This is a genomic window from Pseudomonas sp. CFBP 13719, from assembly GCF_014842095.1.
Lineage (GTDB): Bacteria > Pseudomonadota > Gammaproteobacteria > Pseudomonadales > Pseudomonadaceae > Aquipseudomonas.
The window spans coordinates 525,633-540,777 of the sequence record NZ_JACYVB010000002.1; the positions used below are offsets into that span (position 1 = coordinate 525,633).

17 protein-coding genes are annotated in these 15,145 nt (G+C 56.0%); 4 read left to right on the forward strand and 13 right to left on the reverse strand.

Translation table 11 applies throughout. The features are described from left to right. Nucleotides 1-99 precede the first annotated feature (99 nt). The 5 genes from IFT57_RS07930 to IFT57_RS07950 form a co-directional block, all read right to left on the reverse strand. Nucleotides 100-543: a hypothetical protein gene (locus IFT57_RS07930; protein ID WP_122531017.1), complete on the reverse strand. Its 444-nt coding sequence runs from the start codon at nt 541-543 to the stop codon at nt 100-102. A 211-nt stretch (nt 544-754) separates the two neighbouring features. Beyond that, entirely contained in the window at nt 755-1,963 is a 1,209-nt protein-coding gene (locus IFT57_RS07935) for a hypothetical protein (protein WP_192151125.1), read from the reverse strand. Nucleotides 1,964-1,973: 10 nt separating this feature from the next. Continuing rightward, nucleotides 1,974-3,917 (reverse strand): hypothetical protein, encoded by a 1,944-nt coding sequence (locus IFT57_RS07940; protein WP_192151127.1) that lies wholly within the window; start codon nt 3,915-3,917, stop codon nt 1,974-1,976. Nucleotides 3,918-3,927: 10 nt separating this feature from the next. After that, entirely contained in the window at nt 3,928-4,770 is an 843-nt protein-coding gene (locus IFT57_RS07945; RefSeq protein ID WP_192151129.1) for an SH3 domain-containing protein, read from the reverse strand. Between the two features lie 165 nt (nt 4,771-4,935). Next, entirely contained in the window at nt 4,936-6,327 is a 1,392-nt protein-coding gene (locus tag IFT57_RS07950) for a hypothetical protein (RefSeq protein ID WP_192151132.1), read from the reverse strand. 138 nt (nt 6,328-6,465) lie between these two features. Between IFT57_RS07950 and IFT57_RS07955 the strand changes: the two genes are divergently transcribed. From IFT57_RS07955 to IFT57_RS07970, 4 genes are all read left to right on the forward strand, one after another. Continuing rightward, nucleotides 6,466-6,978 carry a hypothetical protein gene (locus tag IFT57_RS07955; RefSeq protein WP_192151134.1) on the forward strand — a complete coding sequence of 171 codons (513 nt, stop codon included), beginning with the start codon at nt 6,466-6,468 and terminating at the stop codon, nt 6,976-6,978. A gap of 135 nt (nt 6,979-7,113) precedes the next feature. Continuing rightward, on the forward strand, nt 7,114-7,578 hold the full coding sequence (locus tag IFT57_RS07960; RefSeq protein ID WP_192151136.1) for a DUF721 domain-containing protein: 465 nt from the start codon (nt 7,114-7,116) through the stop codon (nt 7,576-7,578). Nucleotides 7,579-7,825: 247 nt separating this feature from the next. After that, nucleotides 7,826-8,134 (forward strand): hypothetical protein, encoded by a 309-nt coding sequence (locus IFT57_RS07965; protein WP_192151138.1) that lies wholly within the window; start codon nt 7,826-7,828, stop codon nt 8,132-8,134. A gap of 60 nt (nt 8,135-8,194) precedes the next feature. After that, on the forward strand, nt 8,195-8,800 hold the full coding sequence (locus IFT57_RS07970) for a hypothetical protein (RefSeq protein WP_192151140.1): 606 nt from the start codon (nt 8,195-8,197) through the stop codon (nt 8,798-8,800). 48 nt (nt 8,801-8,848) lie between these two features. Here the strand turns inward: IFT57_RS07970 and IFT57_RS07975 are convergent, their stop codons facing one another. Genes IFT57_RS07975 through parE form a run of 8 tightly spaced genes read right to left on the reverse strand, consistent with a single transcriptional unit; the run spans nt 8,849 to nt 15,109 of the window. Then, the gene (locus tag IFT57_RS07975) at nt 8,849-9,424 is read right to left on the reverse strand and encodes a hypothetical protein (protein WP_192151142.1); all 576 of its coding nucleotides are present in this window, start codon (nt 9,422-9,424) and stop codon (nt 8,849-8,851) included. Continuing rightward, a complete protein-coding gene (locus tag IFT57_RS07980; RefSeq protein ID WP_342030336.1) occupies nt 9,424-9,786 on the reverse strand; it encodes a hypothetical protein in 363 nt (120 codons plus the stop codon). The genes IFT57_RS07975 and IFT57_RS07980 overlap by 1 nt, the downstream gene beginning before the upstream one ends. Next, nucleotides 9,783-10,103: a hypothetical protein gene (locus tag IFT57_RS07985; protein ID WP_122531008.1), complete on the reverse strand. Its 321-nt coding sequence runs from the start codon at nt 10,101-10,103 to the stop codon at nt 9,783-9,785. Before IFT57_RS07985 ends, IFT57_RS07980 begins: the two co-directional genes overlap by 4 nt. A 49-nt stretch (nt 10,104-10,152) precedes the next feature. Next, nucleotides 10,153-12,411: a DNA topoisomerase IV subunit A gene (gene parC / locus IFT57_RS07990; RefSeq protein ID WP_192151144.1), complete on the reverse strand. Its 2,259-nt coding sequence runs from the start codon at nt 12,409-12,411 to the stop codon at nt 10,153-10,155. A 12-nt stretch (nt 12,412-12,423) separates the two neighbouring features. Next, on the reverse strand, nt 12,424-12,720 hold the full coding sequence (locus IFT57_RS07995) for a hypothetical protein (protein WP_122531006.1): 297 nt from the start codon (nt 12,718-12,720) through the stop codon (nt 12,424-12,426). Between the two features lie 46 nt (nt 12,721-12,766). After that, entirely contained in the window at nt 12,767-12,940 is a 174-nt protein-coding gene (locus tag IFT57_RS08000; protein ID WP_163020469.1) for a hypothetical protein, read from the reverse strand. Next, entirely contained in the window at nt 12,933-13,208 is a 276-nt protein-coding gene (locus tag IFT57_RS08005) for a hypothetical protein (RefSeq protein WP_192151146.1), read from the reverse strand. Before IFT57_RS08005 ends, IFT57_RS08000 begins: the two co-directional genes overlap by 8 nt. Continuing rightward, complete coding sequence (gene parE / locus IFT57_RS08010; RefSeq protein ID WP_274605181.1) at nt 13,205-15,109, reverse strand: DNA topoisomerase IV subunit B; 1,905 nt, start codon at nt 15,107-15,109, stop codon at nt 13,205-13,207. Before parE ends, IFT57_RS08005 begins: the two co-directional genes overlap by 4 nt. Nucleotides 15,110-15,145 lie beyond the last annotated feature (36 nt).

The window sequence follows — 15,145 nt, forward strand, 5'->3', positions numbered from 1 at the left end:
CCTAGCAACCCTCAAGTGCTCCCTGTCGAGGCAACGATGATATGAGCTACAAAAAGGGCATTTCGACAGGCTTGCGCATCAATTTCCAGACATCAGCAATCACGGCGATGGGCTGTCATCCACAGCAGGTTTTTTGTCTTGGGAAACTGTTGCTTCGTATAGGCGAGCAGCAATCTCGTAGTTTGTAAGCTCCTCCCCCCACAACACGTGGTGAGCCAACCAGCCATCGCCCGCTTCGAGACCGCCTTCATACGCTTTTTTGAGAGCAACACTGCCGTGTTCGACTTTGACGAAATCGGAGGCTTGGAAATCTGAATCATCATCACCGAAGGCGATCATCGAATAGGATGCATCGGGAGGTGTATCTCCCAGCTCGTAAGCCTCGACACCCTCGATTGCCCCAACCCCTTCCAGGAAGGACTGCAGCTCATCCTGTGTCTGGAATTCCACTCCAACGGTCGATGCCATGACTGCTGGCGTGAAGCCTGCCCCATGGTATTGATTGACCGCTTCCTGAGAAAAGACAATAGCAGCTGCTTGCATGTTATCGAGACCTTCGTGTTGAGCTTCAGACAATTCTAAGCATGTTTTCAGCTTATGTCCGGAGCACAGGGGGGTTCAATTGTTAGTCAAACCAGCGCCAGGTCAGCCCATCACTCTCGACACCTATCACGCTCAAAAGGCGTTGCATGGGCACCAGAAACAAAAAACCCCGCAATAGCGGGGCTCTCTTGCAGACTACTGTCGGGTCAGATCAATTCACATCGACCTTGTAGTTCTCGTTGACCATCATCTCGCTGAAGGCGGTCTTGTCTTCGTTGAAGGTGTAGGACTCGGTGTATTTGCCGTTCTTGGCCAAGCTCACCGCGATGGCGCAATTTGAATCGTCGATCTTAACCTTCGCCTTATTGGCCTGGGTCAGTGGGTGTGAAGAAATGCTCAAGGCGCCGCAGCTGGCCGACACCTTGTTCGCATCTTTGGAGTCGGCCCCCACCAGGCGGTCTTCCAGATCTTCATAGCCCTTGTAGGACAGGTTGTAGCTTTCAAGCTTGCTGTCACGCAGCAGCTTCTCGCCCGCTGTGCCCGCTGCCAGTGTCCCCACGCGCCCTGCCCCTGCCGCCGACAGCGCATAGCCCTTGATGTAGGCCATGGCCACCGTCTGCAACTCTTCCAGATCAGGCATGGTTGCAAAGACAGCCTTGCGCTCGATTCGGCCCACTTCCGAGCCGTCCACTCGGTGGATCATGGTCACAACGATCTCGCCTTCGCTGTCGCTGGAGCGATTCAGATCAACCTTGGCATCAAGGGTCGCACCGTAAAGACCCAAGCTGTCGATGATGAAGCTTCCCGTACCAGGTATCTTGTTGGTGACGTTCGCGTACCAGCGATGGTTGCCCTGCACAGCACTACCGGAGTTCAAGCCCGGCAGTGGAGACAGTTCATCTGGGTTGTCCAAAGGCCCAACCAGCTCGTTGGCAATGGTGGTCACAAAGGGGCGGCTCAAGTTAATCCCGTTGATTTCAACGGACAGCTCGCCGTCCTTGTCATCACCGGAACGCTTGATGCGCATTTCTTTGGCTTCAAACGAAAGGGCTGTGCGCTCCCGGACATTCAAGGCATCCAGGGCGCGAGCAAAGCTGTTGCCCATTACCGATTCCTGACGACCCATTCCGGCATCAACCAGGCCCATCAAGCCGCGCATCATGTCGGCATTGCTGCCCCCGACCATTTCCTGAGTCAGCTTGATGCTTGGATTTTCCACCACCAGCGTGCGGCTCAAGAGGCTGTAACTGACATCGTCTTCCTGAAGGTAGTCGGTCAGGCCCAGCTGCGACTTGAAGTTGTCGTATTGCTCACGGGTTTGCTTTTCGGTGCTTCCCGCAAAGAACACCACCAAAACGATGATGGCGAGCACGATCGCTGCGATAACGCCGATGTGCATGGGTTTGAGCTTAATATTCATGCTGGCGTCCTCAGTTGGCGGCTTGCTGTTGTTTCATGGCGTGGTAGGCGTCGATGACCTTCTGGCTCGCCTCAGGCGTCCAGTTGCTCAGGTCGACGTTGGTGTTCCAGCGTCCTACATCAGCGGCCACCGCGTGAGCCAGGCTCAGCACGTCAGCGCATTTTTCCTGCTCACAGGCGCCGAACTCTGGGTAGCCCTGCAGGGCAACGACAGCACGTCCCTTCTCGAAAGGTGTAACAAATGACTTGCTGACCACGGGCATGATGTACCAGCCGGGCTCCAGGTCGCGTTCGCTGTAAAGGCGCGCTACGCCCGGCTGGGTCACCGGATAGTAGTCATCCTTGCGGTCTTCAACCTTGATCAGCATCTTGGATGGAGACCTGGCCATGGCCGGGTTCATAAGGGCGCTGAAGTCTGGAAACCGGGTAGCAATCTTTTCCATCTGAGCCACGTAGTCAACTTCGCTCATACCGCCACTGATCTTCTCACGGGCGGTGTTGTAGCGATCCATCAGCTGGCTGTGAAGCTGGAAATCCTGCTCAAGCTTTTGCTGAGCCACGCGATCGAGCTGCTGTTTGCGGCGAACGGCATAGTTGTCCACCCGGCGCAGGTCGGTCACCATCGCCCCATCGTTTTCGGTCATCGTGGTTTGCACGATCCAGTTCGCCGCATTACCCTGCTGGCCGCGATTTGGGTAGACCGTTTTGAAGTCTTTGGCGATGTAGGTGTAGACCCCGTCCAGACGACCTTTGTAGTTTTCACGCACAGTGGCGTGAATGGCACGAAGAGTGTCCAGAAGCTGGCGGTCATCGAAGGCGAAGGATTCGTCCTGAGTGATGGCCACAAACGATGGGGATGAGCTGAATTCACCGAACAGGTTGTTGTTGCTGCCACGGTTGAAAGCCAGGTACACCTTCATGTCTTTGCCAGGCACCGTACCCACTTCCATCAAGACCTTGTCTTTGCGGTCATTGATGAAGGTCACTGGAAGGTTCTTCACCGATTCCCCCATTTGTGGGCTGAAAGCCAAACCACTTGGAAGAATCATGAAGTTGTAGTTGCTTGAGCGGTTGGAGCCATCGACGTGGTTGAGCTCACCGCGCTTGAACACGCCCAAGGCGTTGCCGTTGGCACAGCTGCCCCCAGTACTCTTGACGCTGTACATGTCGGCCTGACTGCCCATCTGATTGTTGTCACCCAGCCATTTGCAACCATTCTGGTCGGTGATTTCAGTGAAGTATCCGGTCGAGAGCAGATAGCTGCGGCCCAGGTCGCTGGAGACAAAAGCGGGTGCAGCAGGCTTAGCCACCTCAACAGGAGCCGGTGCAGGTGCAGGTGTTGCAACCTGAGTAACCGGTTGCTGAACCACCACAGGAGCAGGAGCAGGCGCGGCTGGCTCAGGGGCTGGAGTGGGTGCGGTTGCCGCTACTGCCGGGGCAGGCGCTTGCTCTACTGCAGTCACCGCTGGCGTGGAAGTCTGAGCCGCCGCCGCAGCAGGGGCCTCCACAGGTGCCGGAGCCACTGTAGCAGCCACTGGCGCAACGACAGGTGCCACAGCCACTAAGGGCGCAACAGGCGCTGGGGCGGGAGCTGGCTGAGGGGCTTGAGCGATGGCTTGCTTGAGGTTAACCAGGCCGAGGTTCTCAGCGTTGCCGCTGCCATTGGCATATACGACGCCCGCCTTATCGGTGGCTGTCCAGGTGATCTGTGCCTTGGGGCATTCCTGACCGAGAATAAAAGGGATTTTGGGCAGCAAGCGATCCAGCGGCCCCGTATCCGTCCATGAATCGCGCTCGAAGCTGAGCGCTACGTTGTCCTTACACCAGTTGTTGGCTTCGCCTGGAACCGAGACCCTAACGTGCTCGGTTTTAGAGTACGCCAGTTCGTGGGCCATCGATTGTTGGGCTACGGCTGCAACACCGAGCGCCAGCACACACATGAATCGCTTGCTCATAGATAGTCCCTTAAATCAGTTCCCAGGAGCCATTGGCTTTCTTGCAGTAGGTGCTGTCCTGCTTTTCAGACTTGCCCTCTGCAGAGGTCACGCTCACCGAAACCGGCTTGCAAGTTGTGGAGGCGGCAATGCTGGCGCTGGTGGTGGGTACCGAGTCCAGATCGAAGCCACGGGTTTCCGCACTGGCAACGCTGATGTCATCCAGGTTCACAGCGGGTTTGACCTTAGCCACAGCTTCGGCTTTCGGTGCTACCAGCGACTTGCTGATGTAGCCCACGGTCACGCCCTTACGACCCACCAGGATCCAGTCGCCTGTGCTGCCCACCGCGTTGAACTCGGTACCGGCTTGCAGACCGCCGACCTTGTCGGAGCTCGCGCTTGGAGCGGCACGCACGTTGGAGCTTTTGAGGGTGACGTATTGAGCCTGGATCAGCTTGAGCGATGGCGCGGCCTGAACCTTGGCGATGCGCTTGACCTCGACGACCTCGGCTTTTTCGTAAGCCTGGCCTTGGGTGATATTGGCGGTGGCGCCGGTATGGTCGGATTTCCAGGTGCTGTGAGCGCCGGCAGAAACAACAGGGCTTTCCAGGACGTCCTGAGTGCGCAAAGCCAGAGCTTGCTGGTCACGCTCATCGAGCATGCTGCCAATCTTGTTGCCCAGGTAGGCGCCTGCGCCAGCGCCAATCAGTGCTGCGATGATTTTGCCCGAGCCGCCGCCGATCTGACTGCCGATCAACACGCCACCAAGACCGCCGAGAATGGTGCCCTGGGTGGATTTGTCGATCCCCAGATTCGAGCAGCCTGCCAAACCGATACTTGCCGACAACAGACTGACCATGAGTACTTTACGCATTGCTTTGCTCCTCGCATGACGGGCTTATCCCTGAGCGAAACTTAACTAGCTATTGCCATAATGTCAATAAATTGATTATCAGGCTATAAGCATGATCACATTTTGGCAGCGACTGTAATCAACTCAATTTGCCACAAACTCAGTGCTTGCAATGTGTTTCCGGGATCAAATGCCAAGATCAGATGAGAAAACGTCATCACGAAAATTAGCTGGGAGCTGCTGAAGCATTCCAGAAGGTAATCTTGCGCTTACGCAGAGAGTTCGCCCAGCTTTGCACTTTAAGAGGCCTTTGACCTGTTTGACGTTCAATACGGCATTGTCCAGCAGTTCTTGAAAGGTGGCCTGGTCGATGGTTCTCTCTTTGTCTTTCTGAATGAGCTGGCATGCCAGATCACCGATCAAAGCATCGATCTCGGGCGAAACACCCAGTTGCGTACTGTAGAACGGCTCCTCATCCCACTCGAACATCAGCTTGCTCAACACCGAACACTTGGCTCTCACCACGCCGGGTTCGCGGACTTTGACAGCTAATTCGCCCAGCACTGAATTAATCATGTCCTCAGATTCAGCCGCGCAGGTCAGCAGCACACGCGCTAGGCTGGCGTAGTGGACGGTTGTTGTTTGCGGGTCTGGGCGATTGCCCATTATCACATCGCGAATAAGCGCGAGGGCCTGATCACTTCCTTCGGCGTGGGCGTTCACGATCTTGAGGATCGCTCTGGTCTTGAAATCCTCTGACTTGTCGAGGGTGCTTGGTTGGGTGATCAGCACCGTATCCTTGAGAACTTCTGGAAGTGCAATGGCCGCAAAGTCAGCGTCATACACCGCTCTGACCAGGTCTGTAGCGGTATTGGCGAAACGCGGTCGATCTTTTATCGCGGCGATCACCTTGTCTGGGTCGATAAGGCGAGCTCGCTCAAGCTGTTCAAGACCAATCAGCAACTCCGACCATTCCGTAGTGCCGGCAGAGGGAGACAGGGATGGGTATCGGCTCAGATCGACATCCTTGATGAGGGTCAGCAGACGCGCCTGGGTTCGGCTAGGTGGTCGCGCTCCAAAATAAGTGTTGATGGCGGCGATCTCACCCTCGCCTTTGGCACTGAGGATAACCCGCAGAATCAGGGGGTTGATTACAGGCTCTTTGACTCCCTCAAGACTGGCTTGGCTGAAGATGTTGCTGGTGAAAATCTTCTGCGGCATCACGGTGTTCTCGTGATCGTGCTGATCCATGTTGGCCTTGAGCACCAAAATATTGTCTTTCATGAGCTGGGTGGAGGGGCTTACGTTGTAGATGTGGGACAGCGCCCACGAAAACCTGAACCCAAGCCGTGTAAAGCTATCATTCACAAAAGCTTGAGCAATAGCAGGATCCTCCACGCACATATCGCTCACTGCCTGGCAGAGGGCCTGACGCTGCTCGCCCGCAGCCAGGGCAAGCCCTACATCCATGAATTTTTGAAGAAGATCGTCGAGATCGAACCTGTCCCAAACCGGGTTTCTGGATTTCATGAAGTTTGAGCAGTGGCGCTGCAAGTGTGGGATGTACTGGTCTTTCATAATTAAGCCCTCCGTATACCTCAGCTTAGCAGTGCCTGGAGGTGGGTTGAAACCTGACGGATGAGAACTTAAGTTTCAATGCCTTATAATCCAGCGTAAGATCTGCAATATATTGATAAAGAGCCGGAAAGACCGGTCATGAAATTTAAATCGCTAATGCTAGCCGCCCTGCTGACCATGCCGCTGATGGCGCATGCTGAGAATATCATCAAGGTTTTCGCGCCAATCAATCCAAGCCCAGGACGCTGGCTTGCCGCAGAACCTACGTATGGTGAATGGGGATCGATTGGCGCTCAGTATGGCTGTTCGACGTGGGCACCCTCAGTCGAAAGTGCTCTCTATGGCACCACTTTCACCCATACATCTTCTTGCTCGCAGGATTACCAGCGGACATCTCAGGCCCGTGAAGTCAACGACATTACCGGGGCTTACCGGGTTGTCGGCAATGCCGCGACCGAAAGCAAAACCTCTGCGGTGACCAACAGCAGCAAGCCACTGGGGTTTCTGAGTGTGGATTCAGCATGTCGGCTCCTGCCACCTACTGGTATGTCTATACCTACACCATCCCCTATTCTAAGGATATCCGACTCAATGGCACTACCGTCTGGTAGGGCACTGAACGCGCAACGACCATTACAGCCAAGGGTGTAACGTACCGCCGTGGCGCATTGATGCTCTCCCAAAATGTTTCGGACTACAACAACGGTTATTACCAGGTCTGCGTTAGCAAGTAGCTCTAACTCGACATCTGCTATGATCAGGCGACTTCACCCTGGCGCACTGATCATGGCCTTCAGACCTTCTCCAGCAAAGCAACCCGGCGCCCTTCTCAGGGAAGCCAAGCCGCTCAAGGGAATTTTCCAGCATGCTGCGCGCCTGTCCCACCTCCAGCGCCTGCTTGAAAGCCAGTTGCAGCCGGCAGCCCGCCCTCATTGCAAAGTAGCCTCGTGGCGTGAGGGGACGTTGTTGCTGGTGATCACCGATGGGCAGTGGGCTACGCGACTGCGCTATCAGCAAAAACGCCTGCATCGCGACTTGCAAGCCTTGGAAGTTTTTCACAACCTGGCCCGCATCCATTTCAAGGTTCAGCCCTCATACACGAGCGAGAAGCCGAAGAAGATCATCGAGCTTTCGCATGTCGCTGCAGCAACTATCCAGGCCACAGCCGATGGCATCACAGACCCCGGCCTGAGATCGGCGCTTGAGCGACTTGCCAGTCATGCCAAAGACAAAGACAAGCCCGCCCAATAGCACCGCTTCAACCTTTCCCATGGGTATGGTGAATTCAGTGGCGCAGCGCAACTTGGCTACATGGTAAGGCTAGCCAGCTCCGCGAGCTTGTGGCAATAAGTGCGCAAACATTACTATAGATGGAGTACGCAGGAAGACAGCCTTGTTTGAGCCCAAAAGCTAAGCCGCTGTTCTTCGGCAATTTTCGCTTTGCTCCCATGCCATTTCGGGTTGAGTGAGGCCTTTCCATCATTCACTTGAGGTCACCATGAACATCCAGGAAGCACTGGCGCAGAAAAATCTAACAGTCATGGACGGTGCACGGCGTCTGGCGATCCTGGCTGAACATGGCGGGATAGTCGTTCTTCGAAACGAGAAGGGAAAAAACTGGCACCTGACAGTTGAAAACGGGTCAGCAGTCATCGTTGATGCGATCGCAGATCCCGAACTCGCAGATTTTAAACCCCTTTGGGTCGAGATCGGCAGACGAGCCCCCTTCAACTCCCCGGAAAGCTTGAGAAAGAATCCAGAAAACATTCGCGCTGCCCGGCCTGAAGATGATTCGCCTAGCCCGTGAGGCTCAACACAAAAAACGCTAGGCATTGGGTGCCCAGCCGCCAACGATAAGGAAATACCCGTGGATTTGAAACCGATCAACCGCCTGCTCAACATCTTTAAGCGCGAGCCCGGCCTGGTCATGCCTCCCGTCGCGGTCTACGCCGCACAGTTCATCTTGAATTCGCCGCACTACAACACGGGGTTGTTCATCAACCTGCATGGCAGACCGGTCGCCTATCTTGATCAATTGGCCCAGAAGTGCGCAGATGCCGCCTCGAAGGCTGGCATGACGGTTTTCCACGTCTTCACTCAGAATGTCAGCAATATCCCGGTCGATGCACCTCAGGTCGCCAGCCTGATGGCCAGTGCCTTGGGTGAGATGACCATGCGTTATGGCTCCGCACACAAAGAGAACATCGATCAATGGGTGCATGAATCTTTCGACGACCTTTTGCCACCCCTAAAACCTGCACATCGTAGCCAGGCGGTAGAGCTATTCAAGGAGCTCAGCCAGAACCGCGCTTATCGTGAGAACGACAAGTACCGGGAGATGATCGACAAACAGGCTGAAAGCCTTTTATCTACTGATCTTGTGACAGCCAGCGACTTGCTGATCCTTCGCGTTTCGCATCTCAAGAAAGCAAGTGAAGTGCAGCTCAAGATCGATTCCAGCTTCGAGCCATGATGTTTTAGGCGCCATGAACACGGCCCCGCAGGGGCTTTGTTAGCTGATTCAGCCTACAACCTCAAGAAAGTTGCCTTCAGCATCCACTGATGCCACAACCCGTACATCAACCTCTTCATCCAGAGCGGCCACAAAGGCGCGATGGAAGGTGATGTAGCTGATCACACCTTTTTTGACCACTGATCCCTGGGTGGTGATCAAGAAGAAATGCCCCTGGTCGTTGGCAAAGCTTTCGATCTCATCGAAATCACCGAGGAAATGTGTAGCTGCCTTGAAGAAACCTTCGGCCTGCTCCTCATTCGGGAAATGGAATACCTCAATCGCAACTTCGGCATCTCGCCCCAGGCAACCAACCTCTACGCAAGGCGCTTGGGCGATGCCCATCAACTCAGCGTTGGCGGAGCCTATCTCCGTCGAAAGCTGGTAGTGAGGCACATGAGTGCCATCGAAGACGACGGCGTCTCCCTTGGCAACCCCTTGTGGCAACTGGAAGCACTGAATTGGTGGAAAAACCACGCCCGTTTTTGAGCAGGTGTAGCCCACGCCCTGACGACGCTCACAGCTCTGGGCAGCCGCTAGCTGCTTGCGCCGGATCAATTCAGAAATGTCGAAAACGTTTTCCATCAGGGTCGATCCATCTGAGCGCACTGCAATTCTTGGGGCGGAAAATTCCTAACCCTCTGCTTGAGTAGATCCAGCACGGCGCAGGCGAACGCTGGAGCAGCCTCTCGGGCCTTTGCAGCAGACTTGAACCCATCCGCCTGGTAATTCATGTAAAGAAGCGCATACGAGTCCTGCCGAGCCACCAGGTGAAGTGTGGAGCCTGCAAGGTTCACGGTCGCAAACTCCCTGCCCCCTTCGTACCAGCGCTCAGACGCATCGAAGAAAAGGTGCTTGCCAACAGGATTGAGCGTGATCTCAAAAACAGGACGCTGCTCTATCTCGAAAGAAGATCTGCGCAGCCAGCCAAACAGCCTTCCAATCACGGCCCTACTCCCTTGTTATCGGCCAGCCAGCTCGGCTCATGAGGCTCTTTGGGTGGAAAGTCCAGCACTCGCTGCCTAACCAGATCCAATACCTGAAGAGCAAATTCAACAGCCGATTTGCGCGCCTGCTCCATCGATTCAAAGCCTGAGGACTCGTAACCCATGTAGGCCAGTGTGATGCGACCGCCTTCGTACTCAGCCGCCCTGATCCGCTGACCTGCCAGAGTGGTTTCGTGATAACCGTCCCCGGCAAGTTGCCAGCGAAGACTTCTGTCGGTGTATTGATAGGCGCCAGCCTTGCTCAGTTTGATTTCCATCCTGCCAAACCTCCGGTGCAGCCTGGGGCGAACCCCAGGCGAAGCTGGGTTAATCGCCGACCGCGATCTCTTCGACCTTCTGGTAGCCGCGTGGGAGCATGCTGCCGCGTTTGCCGCGCATGCTCTTGTAGGCTTCCAGGTCAGCAGGTTTGAGGGTCATGGTGCGCTTACCAGCGGTGATCAAGAGGCTTTTACCATCACCCAGCACAACCAGCTGGGTCATCAGCTCTTCACGGGCCTCAGCTTTGTCTGTTGGCACACTGATGATCTTGTTCCCCTTGCCTTTGCCCAACTGAGGCAGCTCGCTGGCGCGGAAGACAAGCAGGCGACCCTCGCTGGTCACAGCCGCAATCAACTGATCATCAACATTGCCCACCGGAACCGGCGCCAGCACTTTGCTGTTTTTGGAAAGATTGATCAGGGCTTTGCCATTCTTGTTCTTGGCCTGCAGCTCTTCGCCCTTGACCAGGAAGCCATAGCCGGCATCGGAAGCCAGGACGTACAAAGCATCGTCGTCAGGCATCATTACCCACTCATAGCTGGCGCCTGGCTGACCCGAGAGCCGACCCGACAACGGTTCGCCCTGGCCACGTGCCGAAGGCAACGAGTGAGCAGGCAAGGAGAAGCTGCGGCCTGTACTGTCGATGAATACTGCAAACTGATTGGAGCGACCGGTGGCGGAAGCCTTGAAGGTATCGCCAGATTTGTAGGACAAGGTGCTGCCATCCAGATCAGTGCCCTTGCCCGCACGCGCCCAGCCCTTCTCGGACAGCACGACAGTGACAGGTTCAGATGGCATCAGCTCGGCTTCACTCAGCGCCTTGGCTTCTGCGCGCTCAACCAGCGGGGAGCGGCGGTCGTCACCATAGAAATCGGCGTCAGCGATGATCTCTTCGCGTACCAGGCCCTTGAGTTGGGTTTCGCTGCCCAGGTAGCCCATCAGGGTGTCGCGCTCACGCAGCAACTCATCCTGCTCGCCACGAATCTTCATTTCTTCGAGGCGGGCCAGTTGGCGCAGGCGGGTTTCCAGAATGTAGTCAGCCTGAACCTCAGTGAGGTCAAAGCGAGCCATCAGCGCCTGACGAGGGTGTTCCTCGGTGCGGATGATATGGATCACTTCATCCATGTTCAGGAACGCGACCAGCAAACCTTCCAGCAGGTGCAGACGCTTGTCGACCTTGTCCAGACGGTATTGAAGGCGACGACGCACCGTAGTGATACGGTACTGCAGCCACTCGGACAGCATGGTGCGAAGGTCTTTGACCTGCGGGCGACCATCCAGGCCGATCACGTTCATGTTGACCCGGTAAGTGGTCTCAAGCTCGGTGGTGGCGAAGAGGTGATCCATCAAGGCGTCAGCGTCGACCCGGTTGGAGCGCAGCGTGATCACAATGCGGCATGGGTTTTCGTGGTCGGATTCATCACGCAGATCCACCACTTGTGGCAGCTTGCAGGGCTTGGCCTGCATCATTGCCGCAAGCTGTTCCAGCACCTTGGAGCCGGAAACCTGGTGAGGAAGGCTGGTGATTACGATATCACCGTCTTCCATCGTGTAGACCGCACGCATGCGGATAGAGCCACGGCCAGTCGAGTAGACCTTGTACAGATCGGCAGCCGAGCTGATGATTTCAGCGTTGGTCGGATAGTCAGGGGCCTTGATGTGTTCCAGCAGATTCTCAAGGCTCGCCGTCGGCTGATCCAGCAGTCGGATACAGGCCGAAGCCACTTCGCGCAGGTTGTGGGGCGGAACGTCCGTGGCCATACCTACCGCGATACCGCTGGTGCCATTGAGCAGGATGTTGGGCAAGCGGGCCGGCAGGGTCAAAGGCTCCTGCATGGTGCCGTCAAAGTTGGGGCCAAAATCCACAGTCCCCTGCCCCAGCTCATCAAGCATGGTTTCAGCGTATCGCGACAGGCGGGCTTCGGTGTAACGCATCGCAGCGAAGGATTTCGGATCATCCGGGGCGCCCCAGTTGCCCTGACCGTCCACCAGCGTGTAGCGGTAGCTGAAAGGCTGCGCCATGAGCACCATGGCTTCATAGCAGGCCGAGTCGCCGTGAGGATGGTACTTACCCAGTACGTCACCCACTGTACGAGCAGACTTCTTGTGCTTGGAATCAGCATCCAGGCCCAGCTCGCTCATCGCATAGACGATACGACGCTGTACCGGCTTGAGACCGTCACCGATGTGCGGCAATGCGCGATCGAGGATCACGTACATGGAGTAGTTCAGGTAAGCCTGTTCGGTGAAGTCGGCCAGCGAGCGGCGCTCCACACCATCCATGCTCATTTGGGTTGTATCGGACATCGAATGGGTTCCTTACAGACTTGGGGTGTCGTCGGCAGTGGTGCGGACGCTTGATGGATTGAGGCGAATATTGCGAGGGTTGAGCCCAAGCACTTCGGAAGGTGAAGCAAATTTGGCCAAGTGTGGCCTGTCGGCTTGATGGTCATCAGTGATCGTTACCTGACCATCGTCTACCTTGATTTTCCAATATTGACCCAGCAGAGGGGCATAGACCTGGGCGTGACCAGAGACGGATAGCTCACTCTTGAGGCGGCGTTCACCCCATACAAGCTTCAGGCCTTTCTCTTTCAAAGCCTCTGAAATGTTCACGTAAAACCCTCCAGTCACGATGGTGCTTAATCGTTTTCGCCCAGCACTACCACTGGACGATGTATTCGTTGTGCACTGAGTTGAAGACCAGTTTGAAATGGCGCCCATCGCGCCGCTGACCTTCGCTTCTGCCGGTGGTGGATGCCTGTTCAAGCATCCGGTCGGCCACCACTGGCTCACAAACCTTGTGCAGCCAGCCGTGCATTTGTTCCTTATTCATCGACACAAGCCGATGCCGCGAGGGGTTGAGCAACGAATCCCTCGGGCAATGTGGGCTCAGGGATCGGGCCGGCAAACCAGTTACCGTCGGCCAGCTCGTAGTCGTGGCGATCATAATTTTGATCAAGACTATGAACGAGGCCATCCTCGACGCTCAGGTGTTCCATCATGGGGCTATAATCAAACGAGAACAGCACCCAGTAAAAACCTGACACGGTGGGCAGCTCCTGGGTATAAACCAGCGCTGCCGGTGCCGGAGTCTGACTCACGACAGCACCTCCGCCAGGTTGCCCTTGTCTTCGAGCCAGTTCTTGCGATCCGGAGCCCGCTTTTTGGCCAGCAACATGTCCATTACCCCATGGGCAATCGCAAAATCATCCATGGTCAGCTGAACCAGGCGGCGCGTGTTGGGATCCATCGTGGTTTCACGCAGCTGGCCAGGGTTCATTTCGCCCAGACCCTTGAATCGTGTTACTTGCGGGGTGCCGCGCTTCTTGCCGCTGGTCATGCGCTCGATGATTGCATCGCGCTCACCTTCATCCAGGGCGTAGAAGATTTCCTTGCCCAGGTCGACACGGTACAGTGGTGGCATTGCCACGTAGATGTGCCCGGCCTCGATCAATGGGCGGAAATGACGGACGAACAAAGCGCACAGCAGCGTTGCGATGTGAAGACCGTCAGAGTCGGCGTCGGCCAGGATGCAGATCTTGTTGTAGCGCAGCTCCCCAAGATCAGCAGATCCAGGGTCTACACCGATCGCAACGGCAATGTTATGCACTTCCTGACTGGCCAATACTTCGTTGCCATCCACTTCCCAGGTGTTCAGGATCTTGCCGCGAAGTGGCAGGATGGCTTGAAATTCCTTGTCGCGAGCCTGCTTGGCGCTACCGCCTGCAGAGTCACCCTCCACCAGGAACAATTCAGAACGTGTGGTATCCTGGCCTGCACAATCGGCCAGCTTGCCGGGCAGCGCGGGGCCTTGGGTGATGCGCTTGCGCTCGACCTTCTTCACGGCCTTGAGGCGGTGAGAGGCGTTGTCAATGAACCGCTGAGCCAGCGCCAGACCCTTTTCAGGATTGGAGTTGAGCCAGAGGCTGAAAGCATCCTTGACCACGCCAGCGATGTAAGGCGAGGCTTCCCGTGAGGAAAGGCGCTCTTTGGTCTGGCCAGAGAACTGCGCCTCGGACATCTTGAGCGACAGCACATAGCTGATCTTGTCCCACACATCATCCGGCGCCAACTTCACACCGCGTGGCAACAGGTTGCGGTATTCGCAAAACTCGCGCATCGCATCGAGCAAGCCCTGACGCAGACCATTGACATGGGTGCCGCCTTGGGCGGTCGGGATCAGGTTGACGTAACTTTCCTGGAGCAGATTCTCGCCACCTTCGTCCAGCCAGGTCAGCGCCCACTCCACAGCGAGCTGCTCACTGGCCAGCGAGCCCACGAACGGCTCCTCCGGCAAACGCTCAATCTCACCGCACGCATCGTTCAGATACGAGCGAAGGCCGTCTTCGTAGTGCCATTCGATCTTCTCGTTAGTCGACTTGTCTTCGAACGAGACGGAAAGCCCAGGGCAAAGAACAGCCTTGGCCTTGAGAATGTGCTTCATGCGGGTAGTTGAGAACTTCGGAGTGTCGAAGTACTTGGCATCAGCCCAGAACCGAACACTGGTACCGGTGTTGCGCTTGGGCGCTGAACCGATAATCTTGAGATCGGAAGACTTGAAGCCATCAGCAAAACCGATGTGGTGCACATTGCCGCCACGGGTGACTTCAACATCAACGCGGGTCGACAAGGCGTTCACCACCGATATACCCACGCCGTGCAGACCACCGGAGAACTGGTAGTTCTTGTTGGAGAACTTGCCGCCAGCGTGCAGCTTGGTCAGGATCAGCTCGACGCCTGGAATACCCTCTTCAGGGTGGATGTCTACCGGCATACCCCGGCCATCGTCGATAACTTCCAGAGAATTATCTTCGTGCAGAACGACAGTAATGGACTTCGCGTGCCCAGCCATGGCTTCGTCGACGCTGTTGTCGATGACTTCCTGAGCCAAGTGGTTGGGGCGCGTGGTGTCGGTGTACATCCCAGGACGCTTGCGCACCGGATCCAGCCCAGAGAGGACTTCGATCGCGTCAGCGTTGTAGGTGTTGTTCATCTGGGCCATTAGCTACATCTCGAAAATATTGGGTGAAGATTACCA

Coding starts and splice junctions, on each gene's coding strand:
- IFT57_RS07935 (WP_192151125.1), bottom strand. CDS start 1,963: ATGAATATTAAGCTCAAACCCATGCACATCGGCGTTATCGCAGCGATC.
- IFT57_RS07985 (WP_122531008.1), bottom strand. CDS start 10,103: ATGGAAATCAAACTGAGCAAGGCTGGCGCCTATCAATACACCGACAGA.
- parC (WP_192151144.1), bottom strand. CDS start 12,411: ATGTCCGATACAACCCAAATGAGCATGGATGGTGTGGAGCGCCGCTCG.
- IFT57_RS07975 (WP_192151142.1), bottom strand. CDS start 9,424: ATGGAAAACGTTTTCGACATTTCTGAATTGATCCGGCGCAAGCAGCTA.
- IFT57_RS07940 (WP_192151127.1), bottom strand. CDS start 3,917: ATGAGCAAGCGATTCATGTGTGTGCTGGCGCTCGGTGTTGCAGCCGTA.
- IFT57_RS07955 (WP_192151134.1), top strand. CDS start 6,466: ATGAAATTTAAATCGCTAATGCTAGCCGCCCTGCTGACCATGCCGCTG.
- IFT57_RS07950 (WP_192151132.1), bottom strand. CDS start 6,327: ATGAAAGACCAGTACATCCCACACTTGCAGCGCCACTGCTCAAACTTC.
- IFT57_RS07930 (WP_122531017.1), bottom strand. CDS start 543: ATGCAAGCAGCTGCTATTGTCTTTTCTCAGGAAGCGGTCAATCAATAC.
- parE (WP_274605181.1), bottom strand. CDS start 15,109: ATGGCCCAGATGAACAACACCTACAACGCTGACGCGATCGAAGTCCTC.
- IFT57_RS07960 (WP_192151136.1), top strand. CDS start 7,114: ATGGCCTTCAGACCTTCTCCAGCAAAGCAACCCGGCGCCCTTCTCAGG.
- IFT57_RS07965 (WP_192151138.1), top strand. CDS start 7,826: ATGAACATCCAGGAAGCACTGGCGCAGAAAAATCTAACAGTCATGGAC.
- IFT57_RS08000 (WP_163020469.1), bottom strand. CDS start 12,940: ATGAATAAGGAACAAATGCACGGCTGGCTGCACAAGGTTTGTGAGCCA.
- IFT57_RS07945 (WP_192151129.1), bottom strand. CDS start 4,770: ATGCGTAAAGTACTCATGGTCAGTCTGTTGTCGGCAAGTATCGGTTTG.